The organism is Rhizobium sp. K102 (assembly GCF_022385315.1).
In the GTDB taxonomy this organism is placed as follows: domain Bacteria; phylum Pseudomonadota; class Alphaproteobacteria; order Rhizobiales; family Rhizobiaceae; genus Rhizobium; species Rhizobium croatiense.
This window is the reverse complement of record NZ_CP092436.1, coordinates 2416811-2429853: the sequence shown is the minus strand read 5'-3', so window position 1 is coordinate 2429853 and position 13043 is coordinate 2416811. Positions and strand designations below refer to the sequence as shown.

Here is a 13043-nt window from a genome sequence, read left to right as displayed (position 1 = left end):
TCACGGAGTTGGGTGTTCAGGCCGGGGTCGGCCTGAAACCTCGATCCTGTTCTGAATAAAAGAGCGAGAGCATGATGCCGTCAGAAAGCCGCTCAGGCTTATCGGCATCATGCTCTCGCAGTGCTCGCGTTGTAAGCGTCCCGGCCGTTGCGATCGCATGGACGATACTTGCAAACTCAATGCCCGTCCCAATTCACAGGTTGCACGCGTGCCCGAGCGATTGCATTGTGCTGTTTCACGATGGGGAGAATTCTATGCCAAAGGCCGTTGGAATTGGCGGTGTGTTCTTTAGGGCGGCGAACCCGGCCGGCCTGGCGGAATGGTATCAAAAGCATCTCGGTATTGACGACCTGCACAAATCGGTGTGGCAGCAGGAGGCTGGTATGACGATATTTGGCCCGTTTTCAAAGAACACCGATTATTTCGGTCGCCCGGAACAACAATGGATGATCAATTTCCGCGTCGATGATCTTGATGGGCTGATGGCCAGCTTAACGGCAAATGGGATCGCGGTGGAAACTCGGGATGAGTGGAACTCGGAGGTAGGCCGCTTTGCCCGCATTCACGATCCCGAGGGTAATCCAGTCGAGCTGTGGGAGCCGGCGCAGGGTTGATGGCGGATGGGTCGGTCCTCGTTGGCCGATCTCGATAGATTCACGCCTTCAGACTGGGGAAAGGGTTTTGCCACGCATCCAGTTCTTCAAGCCGTCCGTACCAGCCGAAACCCGTCTTCGCATTGTCGATCAGGCCGACGTCAGGCTTCCCGCCGAACAACGGAGTGGCAATACTCTTCGAGGCGTTACGCAATCGGCTCGGTAAAGTTGAGCAGAGCAACCATGACCTTCTGGAGAGATTTCACAAGCAGATCGCCGCATTCGAGGCCCAACAAGCCGGCACTACGATGGACATAAGAGATGCCGATCAACTCCAGTTCGAATATAGCGTAGCCAAACGCCGCCTTGATCAAGTCGCTGCAACGCGCGCGCTGAACAGCGCTGCCCGCATGCGGCTCGAGGCAGTCATTGCCGCCCATCCGGCCGAACGCCATGCTGAACTTCTTTCCCCGGCTGATTGGCAGGGCCTATCTGACGAACTGGCAGCCATCGAATTCGCCGATGTCGAAGAGTGTCACGTCGTCTTTTCCGTTTCGAAGGTGCTTGGCGAAGCCTACAGCGAGCAACGCTTCGAATTGGAGCAGGCTACGAGTCTTGAGGACCTGAGCCGGAAAGTTCTCGCAATCGCATACAAGATCATGCCCATTGCCAAAAAGCTGCAGGTTGCGGCTTCTAACCGCCTTCACCTGCTGAACAGCCGCGGCAACATGACGGCACAAGCATTGGCATTCCAAAGCGCATGTCTGGAATACGCCGAAAGGACACTCGATCAAGCCCAACGCTACGCAGCGGCGGCAAAAACCGCACGTGATGAACTGCATGCGCTGGCAGGGCGATTAAGCAAACCGAACACCTCACTGGAATCGTCCATCAATGAGGCGCGTGCTCTTGTCGCCGGCATCGTTGTCATGGATTTCAACTTTACACAAATATCTGAGGGAATACCGGCAAAGCTGGACTACGAGGTCCGAATGCGGGGCCTGATCGACACGGACGGCAGATTCGACAGCTGGGCGACGGAACTGGAAATCCATCGGAGCTTCCATGCCCGGTTTCTTTACTGCGCCGATCCGCTCACGCTCTCCGAGCCGGTGCGCAGCCATTTTGAGCCCATCTGGTCTTCGGCAGCGCTCGATCGCCATGACGGGATGGGAGGGGTACCACGTTGGGATTGGGTTTCCATGGAATACTTCAATGCAGAGATGTATTACAGCGCCCGCGATCGGGAGAGATTTCGCGAGGAGAATGCATCGCTCGCATCCGCATACGCGGCAGAACCACCCTTTGACCGGGACAATGCAGTTCTCCTGCAGCTATTCCCGGACGCGATCTTCGGCTGGGGCTGGGGCCGTCACCTGACACTGATCGCTCCTCGCCATGAACTGGCCCAAGGCAGCTTCGAGAACATTCGCGTCGTCATAAACGGTTGAGCACGGCCTGTCGTCGCTTGACCCGAGGACCCACGCCGGCCCCTCGGCTGTGGCCATGAATTCCAGGCTCAAGGCCTGGAATGACGGAGGGTGGAGGTGCGATTTCGCCGAATGCGCGGCCAGAGACGCGCATGGTGCAAGACATCCCATCCGCCTTTGCGCGCCCTTACTCCGCTCTAACTCTGCAGCAGGCATGGAGGAAGACGAATGAAAATCCGGAAATTCACGAAAGCCGACGTGGCGCTGGAGCGTTCCCCCGGGCAGGAGGGCGACATCTTCGTCGGCAATCTCGTCGATGAGCGGCATGGCGGGCCGATCACCATCGGTTACGGGCGCTACGCCCCCGGCCAGAGCCTGACCGAAACGATGGCGGTCGACGACGTCATGATCGTTCTGGAAGGGCGGCTTTCGATTTCGACGGAGGCCGGGACGGTGAGCGCCGGGCCGGGCGAGATCGTCTACATGCCGAAGGGCGAGACCGTGACGATCCGCTCGCATGAGGAGGGCGCATTCACCGCCTATGTCACTTATCCCCATTGGCGCCCGGCGCATTCGTAAGACGCAAGGTGACGTGATGCTTCCCTCGGCTGGCCCGGTTGATTTCAAACGCGACGGGGATGGCCGTACTTGACGTTGCGGGATTGACCGCACGGCGGATGGTTGCAAAGATCTCCGTCTGTCCGCAACGAGGGGTTGGCGTGTCTATCGCGAGCTTACCTGCACCACCTTATTACGTCGTCTGCTTCTCATCGCAACGAACCGAGGTCGAAGACGGCTATGGTGACGTCGGCGCTGCGATGGTGAAACTGGCAAAGCAGCAGCCCGGATTTCTGGGTTTCGAAAGCGCCCGCCGTGCCGACGGATTCGGCATCATCAACTCTTATTGGCGGGACGAAGAAAGCATCCGGGCATGGAAAGCGGTTGTCGATCACGTCGAAGCGCAACGCCGGGGCCGGGCAGACTGGTATGAGCGTTATGAAATCCGTGTCGCGCTCGTTCAACGCGCTTATGGATTTGAAGCGGAAGCCGTCAAACTGTGATGATCTTCGCCCTCGGATCGGGTGCCGTCCGTGACGGGTTCAAGGCCCGGTTGCTTTCAGCGCTTCCACGAAACGGATCACGTCACCGACCATGTTTTCGTTGAAGATGTCGTTGTGACCCGCGCCGTCATAGATCACCATCCGCTTGGGCTCGAGTGCGAGGCGGTACAGCGCCTCGCCTGAAGAAAGCGGGATGCTGTCATCAAGCCGGCCGTGCAGGAACAACTTCGGTTGTGTCACTTTGGCTATGTTGAGATCCGAGCGAAAGCGATCGCGGAGAAGAACCGCGACCGGCAGGAACGGATAATGCGTCTGCGCAACCGACAGAACCGACAGGTACGGAGAGACGAGAATGACGCCCACGGCCGGCCTGTTCGCGGCCGTATGGACCGCAACGCCGGTGCCGAGTGATCGGCCGAGCACGACGATCCCGCTTCCGGCCTGTGCCGAAACCCAATCGAACGCGGCGATGCCGTCTGTCAGCAGCCCCCGCTCGCTGGGTGAGCCGGTCGACCCGGGATAGCCGCGATAGGAAATCGCCAGCAATCCAATCCCCCGCGTGGCCAGCGCCCGTGCGAGAAACGCGTAATTGTCGACGCGGTCACCGTTTCCGAAAAAGAGGAGCACGCAGGGCTTGTCGCTGTCGCCCTGGCTGTAGAGTGCGTGCAGCAGCTCTCCGTCGGGCGTCTTGATTTGTACCGTCTCGCCCCAAGTCGCGGGCTCCGGAAGTGGTGCGGCGCCGGCTCCGGGATAGAGCAGGGATCGCTGAGAGAGATAGACCAGAGCGACGATCGCCATGTAGGCGATGACCGCCAGCAGCGGCAAGATCAGCAAGTATCTCGTAAGGCTCACGACAGAATGGACCCGCGATTTGGCAATGCCCGGAAAGCGTTGCAGCGACCAAGCTCGATGCCGGCGTGGTGTGCTCAGCGTAGCGGCGATATTTGCACAAAGCCTCCCGATGGAGAAGAGGCCGAGACGCGACAATCGTCCTCGCGAGAGCTCGGCCTTCCCCCATACAAGCTGATGTCGTCCTGTTGATCGCCAACACGGGCCTGTTCGCCGCAGTTGAACCAATCCGGGGCGAAGCGGTGACCATCCGCTCGCACGAAGACGGCGCGCTCACCGCCTATGTCACCTATCCGCATCGGCATCCGGCGCATGTTTTCGCCCACGGCGCGTCAGCTCATATCTGTCAAGGCGTGCCTGTCAGGCTGGGAAAGGGTTTTGCCAGGCATCCAGTTCTTCAAGCCGTCCGTACCAGGCTTGGATATGCCGAAACTCGGCGAGGGGAATCCCGGCGGCGGTTGCATAAGGAAGTGCAGCGGCCAGTGCGAAGTCTGCCACCGTCAGTGTCTTCCCGACGGCGACGCTGTTGGTGGCCAAATGATCGTCGAGCACGCGAGCATGCAGCCGAAAACTCGCCTTCGCATCTTCGATTACGGCCAAGTCAGGCTCGCCGCCGAACAACGGCTTGATCAGGGTTTCAAACCACAGCGTTGCCCCGTGCAGGGTGAAATGATTGGCATCCCAGCTCAACCAGCGCAGTACGTCGATCTGCCGGTGGTCATGCGGCCAGAAATCCGATGCGACGCTGTTGGACAGCTTGCACATGATGGCGTTCGCTTCCCATAAGGTTCCGGCATCATCCTGCAGCACCGGGACTTTGCCGTTCGGGTTAAGCGCAAGGAATTCTGCGGTGCGCTGTTCGCCGCCTGCCAGGTCAACCCGGACGAAATCGACGTCGGCTTGCAGAAAGCGAGCGGCGGCGCAGGCCTTCCGGGGATTTAGCGTCTCGCAATAGAGAGCTTCATCGCCGCCTTATGCATGGTTCGTCCTCTCGGATTCGGTTCGAAGAAAAACGCTCAACCGCTCGAAGCTTTGCGACCAGCCGGCTTCATGTCCCTCAAGGGACGATGCGCTCTCAAACCCACTTTGGCGAAAAGTCATTTCCGTGCCTCCGTCGCTTTCCCTGAAGGTGATGGTAATGACCGTTTCCGGGCTGTTTTCGCCGGTTCCGCGCTCCCAGGCATGGGTGAAGACAAGCCTGTGCGGCGGCTCGACCTCCAGATATTTTCCGCCGACCCAATGCTCCTCTCCATCTGGTGCAATGAGGCAGGCGCGGTGTCTACCGCCGGGCCAGGCTTCGAGTCTATCGCCCACCGCCTTGAAACCGTGAGGACCGCACCATTGGGCCATGGCTTTCGGGTCGGTCCATGCCCTGAAAACGAGATCGCATGGGGCATCAAACCTCCGGACGATAACCAGGTCGCGGCTGTTGTCGGTGTCGGTCTCCGGATTAGTCATTTTCGTATCCTTGCACCTTGGACAGATAGTCGTCGAGACGATCGAAGCTTTGGTCCCAGAAGCGTCTGTAATCGGCCATCCAATCCGCAATCGTCTTCAGCGCAGCCGGCTCGAGGACGCGCGGACGCGAATTCGCTTCACGGCCGGAGCGGATCAATCCGGCTTGTTCCAGGACTTTGAGATGCTTTGAAATGGCGGGCTGAGACAACTCGAAGGGATCAGCGAGTTCGGCCACGGTCGCCTTGCCCTTCGCAAGACGCCCGAGAATTGCTCGCCTCGTGGGGTCGGCGAGTGCGGAAAAAATCGCATCGAGCTTGTCATCCATATATCACCATCTAGCTATATAGCCAGATGGATATATTCTCGGCGGCGAGATGTCAAAGGGAATTTGCGCTGGATTGACCCATGACGGGGAGGACAACTCGACCCCTGGCCTGACATGGGACGCCAAGAAGGTCATCCGGAGAGACGGCGGCACGGCAGATCTCGGTTATCCCAGAATCGTAAAACGCGGCGAGGGATCCCTGCTCGCCGTCTACGACTTCAATGATGGCGACAGGGAGGAGCGTTACATCGCGGCGTCTGTTGTCACGCCTGCCAAGATCAAGAAGGAGCCAAGGACGGCGCTGCTTCATTGCAGTGCAGTTCTAAGCCGTGCCGAAGAGAAACGTTTGCAGCGCGTTCGGGGAACAAAGCGGGGCACCCGTGGTTCGGGGCTGCGGGCAGTTGCCAGCACGACATGGGAGGTTAGACATGCAAAACGATTTCACGGATCCGGCAGGAAGAAGCGCATCGGCGCAGACACCGTCCTCATCCCCGGCGTCCGGTTCTTCCCCGGGAACGCGCACGTCCATTTCCGATCTGGAAGCGAAGGTGAGCGAAGATGTTTCCACCGCCAAGGAAACGATCAAGGAAGGCGCCGACACCGCCGTCGAGAAAGCCAAGGAAGTCATTTCCGAACGCACCAGCTTCGCTGCTCGCCAGGTCGGCGGCTTTGCAACGGCACTTGAGAAAGCTGGCGCCGAAATGGAAAGCTCAGGTCAGGCTGAGGTCGGGCGATTTGCCAAGCAAATCGGGCGGAGCGTGCAGACTGTCGCTCGGCGGATGGAAGGCAAGGACATCGGCGAAATCGCCACCATGACCGAGGATTTCGGGCGCAGGCAACCGCTCGCCTTTCTCGGGATCGCCGCGCTTGCAGGCCTGGCAGCAAGCCGCTTCCTGACAGCGTCCGCGAAAAGGCAAACAGCTGCCGCGCCGCGCGAGCCATCGATTGGCCTCCGTCCCGGCACCGCAACGACCGGAGGCGAGAGCAATGGTTAAATCTTCAGAGAACACACCCCTCTCCGAGCTCGTCAGTGGCCTCGTTAGTGATGTCACGGGCCTGCTCCGCAAGGAAATCGATCTTGCCAAGACGGAGGCTTCGGAAAAACTTTCGCAGGCGCTCAGCGGCGTCGAGATTCTCCTATTCGGTCTGGTCTTGGCAATCGGGGCGGTCGGCGTCCTGCTGAGCGCCCTTGTCGGCGGTCTCGCGGCCTTCCTCGTGACACAAGGATTTACCGAAACCACTGCCAGTGCGCTCGCCTCTTTGATCGTCGGCATCATCATTGCGGGCATCGCGTGGGCAATGGTCTCCCGGGGCCTCGCCGCACTTCGCGGCAACAACTTGACACTGGATCGGACTGCGACCTCGCTTCGCCGCGACGTTGATGTTGTGAAGGACAAAATCTGATGGAAAACTCAATGGAGAAAACATCGGCCGAGCTTCAGTGGGAGATCGACCAGGACCGCCGGCGCATCGGAGACCGGATTGACGCGATCCAGGAACGGATGTCGCCAGGCCAGCTCATCGATGAGGTCATCGCATACGCCAAGGGAAGCGGCGGCGGAGAGTATGTCAGCAATCTTGGCCACGCCCTCAAGGCGAATCCTTTGCCGGTCGCGCTGATGGGCGTGAGCCTGGCCTGGCTCATGGCAAAAGGCAGTGCGTCATCAGGCGACACGGCGACCTGGAGGGAGGATCCCGAATACCCGCTTTATCCGGCGACCGGCCGGGTTCGCAGGATTGGTCCGCCGGCAATGGAAAACGGAGCGCGTTACAGCCATTTTGCCGACGAATCCGGCAAGCGGTTGAAAGCGTTGACAGACGAAACAGGAGGTCGCGCCGGCCATTTCATGGACGAGGCGGGCAAGACCTATCGTGGCTTCGTCGACTCCAGCGGAAAACAGATCAATCAGATCGCCGACGAGACTGGTGCAATGCTCGATGCGGCAACCGGTTGGGCGGCGGAGAAATGGGAGCAGGCGAAAAGCGCCGCGAGCGACCTGAGCGCCCGTGCGTCCGGCGCGGCCAGCTCGCTGTCGAGCCGATCCTCTTCGGCGGCGACCAGTCTTCAGGAGCAAACGAGCAAGCTCAACGAGGCGATCCTCACTCATTTCCGCGACCAGCCGCTGGTCGGCGGGGCCCTGGCTTTCGCGGTCGGTGCAGCGATTGGAGCGGCGCTGCCCCACACCGATACCGAGGATGAGCTGGTCGGCGAAGCCGCAGACAGCACGAAAGACAGCCTCAGCCATCAGGCCCAGGACGTCGTCGAGCAGGGTAAGGAAATAGCATCGGAAGTCTATCACAAGGCCGTGGACGTTGCCTCTGATGCCCATGATGCCATCAAGGAGCGCGTGGTGGATGAAGCCGAAACTTTCATAGATCGCAAGGATGGCCTAGGCGGAACCGATCGGCGGTAGAGAATCCATACCGGTCGGCTCCAGGAAAGGCTCCACGCGGAATGAGGCGCTGTCTGACTGATCCGCACTCGCGGAAGTCTCAGATGGCTGTCTGCAGGAGGTATGAAGATTTTTCGACGGGAATCCGCGCGACGATTTTCATCACGAGCGTGGGAGCGACATTGGGAACAGAGCTTACTCGTCCGTCCTTGTAGAGCACCCGCAGGAGGCAGGTTTGGCTGTCGTAATCAAGTTCGGCGATCGTCTTTGAATGGACCGTAAATTGCATCTTCAGCTGCCTCCTGTTGCAGCGTGACCAAGATCGATACAGCCGACCGCCGCCCACCCTGGAATGCTTGATCGGCCCGAGCACTCACCATTGCGGCGGCCGGCGGTGCTGTCAGAAACGTCCTGACAGACATCCTGTTCAGGCAAAATCTTGCTGACGAAATCTCGGCAGAATCTAATGAGAGCCGCCGTCGAAATCGCGTGAAATCGGCGTGACACACGTTCCGCGGCTATAGGCGCACGAGGATACTAGAATAAGATGTGAGTGGCCCGTACAGCAATCCAGTGGACTCCGGGCCATCCTGTGGGCGAATTGTCTGCGGAACACGAACTGGATGCAGGCCGAAAGTTTGCACTCCTTCCGGCGGGTCCGTCGACGATGTATTAAATCACATGTTATCAGTCGCTTGCGCTGTCGACGCCGGAACTTTTGGCGGCCTGCCGGGTTTGCTGCCCATGTTGAAGAAGCAGCCCATCCGGCCCAGGCTCGGGACGATCAGCGTCATCGGTGAGCATCAGGTTCATGTCCTTGAAAGCGGTTCACCAAGCGGAGTCCGGTTGTGGTTCTGCATGGCTGTGGCAGTCTGGCGGAAGAGGTGCTGCTTCCTCTCGAAAACAGCCAGCAGCGACTGATTGCCATCGATCGTCCCGGCTACGGCTTGAGTTCCTCGCTTCCACCGCAGGAACGGGGTCCGCTCGGTCAATCTTTCTGGCTTGAGCGCTTTCTCGATACCTCAGGGCTTGGACCTGTCACGATCGTCGCCCATTCGATCGGCAGTGCCTCGGCTCTTCATCTGGCTGCCCGCAGGGCTGAGCTCGTAAAGGCACTCCTGTTGATCTCACCCTGCTGCAGTTCTGTTCCCCCGAAGCCTTTGGTCCTGCTGCGCGCCGCCGTTGCGCCGGTGATAGGGCCGCTGATCCGGCGACACATCATGTCTCGCTGGGCCTCCCTCTTCCTCCGGCACGGACTTCGCTCATCATCATTCCCGAATGCACTGCCGTCCCACCTGAACATGCTGCCTTCCGGCCATATGATCCGGCCAAGCGCGATTGAAACCATGGCTGACGAGCTGCGCGCTTTCAACCGAGACATGGCTCTGCTCCCTGGCCTGTCTGAGCAGGTTCCCATCCATGTGCTCTTCGGGTCGCGAGACCTCATCGTCGATCCGAATGTGCACATCGAATGGCTCCGGCAAAGGCATCCCCGTCTTCTCGTGAAACGCCTAGAGGGCGTCGGCCATATGCCGCATCACGTCGCCCCGGCCGTGACATTGCGGATGCTGAGCGCGATCATCGAGGCCGTCGAGCCTGGACTGCTGACGGATGTAGCATGAGCCTCGCGAGACCGACCACCGCCGCAGGCGCCGGGATCGCTCAGGGCGGCGGCAAGGCATCGCGATCAACGGCGTCCTGAACGACCGGGGAGCATCGACTCCCGCCCACGACCCGATGATCGTTGGACCATGACCGCTCCGCAGTTTCACACCCGCCTCTCGCTTGGCAAGGATTTGGAAAAGCTCGGCCTTCGCGCCGGCGACATGGTCATGGTGCATGCCGCGATGAGCAGGGTAGGGCGGCTGCTCAACGGTCCCGACATGTTCATCGATGCGCTGGGCGATGCCGTGGGGCGTTCGGGCACCATCGTCGCCTATACGGACTGGAACGGCGCCTATGACGAGTTGCTCGACGAGGACGGCCGCGTTCCTGGCGAATGGCGCGGCCATATCGCGCCCTTCGATCCCGCGATCTCCAGGGCCATCCGCGACAATGGCATATTCCCTGAATTCCTTCGAACGAGGGCGGGGGCGCGACGCAGCGGCAATCCGGGCGCCTCCGTCGCGGCAATCGGCGCCAAGGCCGACTGGCTGGCCGCCGACCATCCGCTCGATTACGGTTATGGCGAGGGCTCTCCGCTCGCCAAGCTGGTGGAGGCGGGCGGCAAGGTTCTCATGGTCGGCGCCCCGCTCGACACGATGACCCTTCTTCACCATGCCGAGCATCTCTCGCAAATTCCCGGCAAGCGCCTGCGCCGATATGAGGTGCCCTTCGCCACGCCGGCCGGCGTGGTCTGGCGGATGCTCGAGGAATTCGACACCAGCGATCCGGTCGTCCCTGGCCTCGCAAACGACTATTTCGGCGAGATCGTGCGCGCATTTCTCGCGAGCGGCGCGGGAGCGCAGGGCCTGATCGGAGAAGCGCCGTCGGTCCTGGTGGATGCGGCTTCGATCTGCAGCTTCGCCGTCGCCTGGTTGGAGCATCATGTTCGGCACGAGAGCTAGCGGCTGCGCCTTGACTCCCGCGCGCCCGCCTTCTTCTGCCTCACGGAACAAAAACCCGATGGCAATGTTGATATGGCGACAAGCAGAAATCCATGGGAGGAATTCATGCAGAAAACGCTTCAGTTCGTCTTGGTCGGCCTCGCCGCGATGAGCGGCTTGACGATCGCGCCGACCATCGCCGCCACGCAGGACATGGAATTGCGCATCGGCCCTGGTGGCGTCGGGGTTTACGACCGCGATCGCGATTTTGACCGCTATGACCGCCGCGGGCGGCGCGGCTGCGATCCCGACGATGCGCTCGACATCGCCCGCAGCGAGGGCCTTCGCCGAGCTCAGATCGTCCGCATGTCGCCCCGCAGCATCGTCGTCCAGGGGATGACGCGCCGCGGGCCGGAACGGATGGTCTTTGCCAACCGGCGCGGTTGCCCGGAAATCTGACCTGCCTGCGATAGTCGAACAATCCGCCGGCGTGGATCTCGTGCCCACCGACGGCTGGCCTTCCAGCACTGTGAACCTTGCGTCCATTCAGCGCCCCAGGTGGTTTGCACCCATGGGCACCATAGGAGGATCTATCATGATGAGCGGTCAATTGAAGGCGCTTCTCGCCGTTCTTGCCGTTGCCGGTTACCAGAACAGGGACAAGATCGGCGAGCTCCTGCGCGGCCTGCAGAACCCGCAGCCATCCGGCGCCGGAGGCCAGCAGCCGGGCGGGCTCGGCGGTATTCTCGGCAGGCTCGGCGGTTCCGGCGGCCTGGGTGGCCTTTTCGGCGGCCTGACCTCCGGCGGCATCGTCAGCGGCGGTCTAGGCGATCTCCTGAAGACGTTTCAGCAGAACGGCCATGGCGACAAGATGGAATCCTGGGTCCGCCCCGGCCAGAATGCCGACATCGATGACGGCGAGCTTGCCGAAGCGCTCGGCCCGGAAGTTTTGAACGAGATCGCCCGGAACACCGGCCTGTCGCACGAGGAGATTCTCGGCCGGCTGCGCCGCGATCTGCCCAAGGCCGTCGACGATCTGACGCCGGAGGGGAAGGTGCCGAGCGAAGAGGAGGCGTTCCTGTCATCGGCGAGCCAGGCGACAAGCTCGGGACGGCCGAGCGGCGTCTAGGCACTCTTATTCGGGTGCTGCGGGCAATGGGATGCGTAATTATCACCCTGGATGAGTTTGCTGCACAGATCGCCCCACGCTCCGTCCTCCTCGGGCTTGACCCGAGGATCCAAGCACGTCTCTACCGACGCAGGGCATGGATCCCAGGCTCAAGGCCTGGGACGACGGAGGGTGGGGTGGCGTGGGTGCCAGACACGGCCGGGATGCGAGCGTGACCTCGAGCAGTCGGCCTTGAACTGCCCCTGACAGGCAAAGAGCTCTACTTTCCCAAGTGCTTGCGAAGAAACGTGTAAACGCTGCGGATGGATTTTCCTGCCGCGTCACGATCGTATTTTTCGATATGGCCCAATACCCGCTTTCCCCGGTGAACTCCGGAGCATCGAAACCGTGATACCTGCCCTTGTAGATATTGAGCTCGATCGGCGGGCCATTGTCGCTCAGGCGGGCGAGCCTCTTCTGGCATCGTTCGGGCCGGCTCCAATTGTCCCGTTCGCCTGTTAAAATCAGGGTCGGCACCGTCGCATCGCCCCGGTCTGCGTCACAGGCGGGATAATAGGCAATCGCCGCCCGGAATTTGCGCTCCACAAGCTGCTCGTATCCGTCGATTTTCGTGGCATCCAGCGTTGCCGTGCCGCCCGCCGAAAAGCCCATCAAGGCGACGCGCCCGGCATCGACGAAGCCTGATTTCGACAGGAAATCCAAAGCGCCATAGGCGTCGAAGGCGCGATCGGGGACATGGCTTCGACAGGGATCCTTGACGTTGCGGGTGGTGAAGCTGTCGACAACAAGCACGACATAGCCCCATGAGACCAGCCGCTTCGGCCAAAGCTCCCTGACGCTCGCCCGCATGTGATCGCATCCATGCATGACGACGATTGCCGGGAAGGGGCCGTCGCCCCGAGGCCGAGACAAATATCCGAGCAGCGGCGTGCCTTGCGGCTGAGGGAGAATCTCCCCCAGTTCCCGGGCTTTGCGGATTCGAAACGGGCTGAGCTTGACGGGCACGCTTTCGAACCGCACCAATTCCTCGGCATCGGCCGGTTTTTCAGCCAGCGTGACGCCAAGGAAAGTGACAAAGCTCAGAAAAAGTCTCGCGGTTTTCACAGGCTCCTCCACCCGTGTGATCGACGGCCTGCTGCTAATATAATCCTCGATGACCGTGGATGGTATCGGTTGCCCTCCAAGTCTATGCTGACGGCAAAGGACGATGGATCGAGCGCATTCGGCCTGAAATCGATTTCCGATTGCAGGAGGTGTGC

At 60.7% G+C, this 13043-nt stretch carries 15 protein-coding genes and 3 pseudogenes; 12 read left to right on the top strand and 6 right to left on the bottom strand.

Annotated elements, in window-relative coordinates:
* Positions 1-254: 254 nt before the first annotated feature.
* The 4 genes from MHI61_RS18020 to MHI61_RS18005 all read left to right on the top strand — a co-directional run bounded on the left by MHI61_RS18020 (position 255) and on the right by MHI61_RS18005 (position 3084).
* Positions 255-614, top strand: a complete 360-nt coding sequence (locus MHI61_RS18020) for a VOC family protein (protein ID WP_239789947.1) — start codon at positions 255-257, stop codon at positions 612-614.
* A gap of 164 nt (positions 615-778) precedes the next feature.
* Positions 779-2044, top strand: a complete 1266-nt coding sequence (locus MHI61_RS18015; protein WP_239789946.1) for a hypothetical protein — start codon at positions 779-781, stop codon at positions 2042-2044.
* A gap of 207 nt (positions 2045-2251) precedes the next feature.
* Entirely contained in the window at positions 2252-2602 is a 351-nt protein-coding gene (locus MHI61_RS18010; protein ID WP_239789945.1) for an AraC family ligand binding domain-containing protein, read from the top strand.
* Positions 2603-2742: 140 nt separating this feature from the next.
* A complete protein-coding gene (locus MHI61_RS18005) occupies positions 2743-3084 on the top strand; it encodes an antibiotic biosynthesis monooxygenase (RefSeq protein ID WP_239792868.1) in 342 nt (113 codons plus the stop codon).
* Positions 3085-3123: 39 nt separating this feature from the next.
* Here MHI61_RS18005 and MHI61_RS18000 read toward each other — a convergent pair whose 3' ends face one another.
* Positions 3124-3936 (bottom strand): alpha/beta hydrolase, encoded by an 813-nt coding sequence (locus MHI61_RS18000; RefSeq protein WP_239792867.1) that lies wholly within the window; start codon positions 3934-3936, stop codon positions 3124-3126.
* Positions 3937-4163: 227 nt separating this feature from the next.
* Here MHI61_RS18000 and MHI61_RS17995 point away from each other — a divergent pair.
* Positions 4164-4247 (top strand): annotated as a pseudogene (locus MHI61_RS17995) (ethanolamine utilization protein); the annotation flags it as partial.
* A 46-nt stretch (positions 4248-4293) separates the two neighbouring features.
* Here MHI61_RS17995 and MHI61_RS17990 read toward each other — a convergent pair.
* The 3 genes and pseudogenes from MHI61_RS17990 to MHI61_RS17980 all read right to left on the bottom strand — a co-directional run bounded on the left by MHI61_RS17990 (position 4294) and on the right by MHI61_RS17980 (position 5716).
* Positions 4294-4913: pseudogene (locus MHI61_RS17990) on the bottom strand (glutathione S-transferase family protein).
* Positions 4906-5391: an SRPBCC domain-containing protein gene (locus MHI61_RS17985; RefSeq protein ID WP_239789944.1), complete on the bottom strand. Its 486-nt coding sequence runs from the start codon at positions 5389-5391 to the stop codon at positions 4906-4908. The pseudogene MHI61_RS17990 and the gene MHI61_RS17985 overlap by 8 nt, the downstream one beginning before the upstream one ends.
* A complete protein-coding gene (locus tag MHI61_RS17980; protein WP_239789943.1) occupies positions 5384-5716 on the bottom strand; it encodes a metalloregulator ArsR/SmtB family transcription factor in 333 nt (110 codons plus the stop codon). Before MHI61_RS17980 ends, MHI61_RS17985 begins: the two co-directional genes overlap by 8 nt.
* Positions 5717-6144: 428 nt before the next feature.
* Between MHI61_RS17980 and MHI61_RS17975 the strand changes: the two genes are divergently transcribed.
* From MHI61_RS17975 to MHI61_RS17965, 3 genes are read left to right on the top strand one after another with little or no spacing between them, the layout of a single operon-like run.
* Positions 6145-6711, top strand: coding sequence for a nutrient deprivation-induced protein (locus MHI61_RS17975; protein WP_239792866.1), 567 nt, complete (start codon positions 6145-6147; stop codon positions 6709-6711).
* On the top strand, positions 6704-7120 hold the full coding sequence (locus MHI61_RS17970; RefSeq protein WP_239789942.1) for a phage holin family protein: 417 nt from the start codon (positions 6704-6706) through the stop codon (positions 7118-7120). The genes MHI61_RS17975 and MHI61_RS17970 overlap by 8 nt, the downstream gene beginning before the upstream one ends.
* A complete protein-coding gene (locus MHI61_RS17965) occupies positions 7120-8130 on the top strand; it encodes a DUF3618 domain-containing protein (RefSeq protein WP_239789941.1) in 1011 nt (336 codons plus the stop codon). The genes MHI61_RS17970 and MHI61_RS17965 overlap by 1 nt, the downstream gene beginning before the upstream one ends.
* 79 nt (positions 8131-8209) lie before the next feature.
* On the opposite strand, the gene MHI61_RS17960 is transcribed toward MHI61_RS17965, so the two are convergent.
* Entirely contained in the window at positions 8210-8398 is a 189-nt protein-coding gene (locus tag MHI61_RS17960) for a hypothetical protein (RefSeq protein WP_239789940.1), read from the bottom strand.
* A 559-nt stretch (positions 8399-8957) separates the two neighbouring features.
* On the opposite strand from MHI61_RS17960, the gene MHI61_RS17955 reads away from it, so the two are divergent.
* The 4 genes from MHI61_RS17955 to MHI61_RS17940 all read left to right on the top strand — a co-directional run bounded on the left by MHI61_RS17955 (position 8958) and on the right by MHI61_RS17940 (position 11784).
* Positions 8958-9731, top strand: coding sequence for an alpha/beta fold hydrolase (locus tag MHI61_RS17955; protein WP_239789939.1), 774 nt, complete (start codon positions 8958-8960; stop codon positions 9729-9731).
* A 129-nt stretch (positions 9732-9860) separates the two neighbouring features.
* Entirely contained in the window at positions 9861-10676 is an 816-nt protein-coding gene (aac(3), locus tag MHI61_RS17950; RefSeq protein ID WP_239789938.1) for an aminoglycoside 3-N-acetyltransferase, read from the top strand.
* Positions 10677-10781: 105 nt separating this feature from the next.
* Positions 10782-11114: a hypothetical protein gene (locus MHI61_RS17945; RefSeq protein WP_239789937.1), complete on the top strand. Its 333-nt coding sequence runs from the start codon at positions 10782-10784 to the stop codon at positions 11112-11114.
* Positions 11115-11250: 136 nt separating this feature from the next.
* On the top strand, positions 11251-11784 hold the full coding sequence (locus tag MHI61_RS17940) for a YidB family protein (RefSeq protein ID WP_239789936.1): 534 nt from the start codon (positions 11251-11253) through the stop codon (positions 11782-11784).
* A 259-nt stretch (positions 11785-12043) separates the two neighbouring features.
* On the opposite strand, the pseudogene MHI61_RS17935 reads toward MHI61_RS17940, so the two are convergent.
* Positions 12044-12888 (bottom strand): annotated as a pseudogene (locus MHI61_RS17935) (dienelactone hydrolase family protein).
* Between the last annotated feature and the right edge of the window lie 155 nt (positions 12889-13043).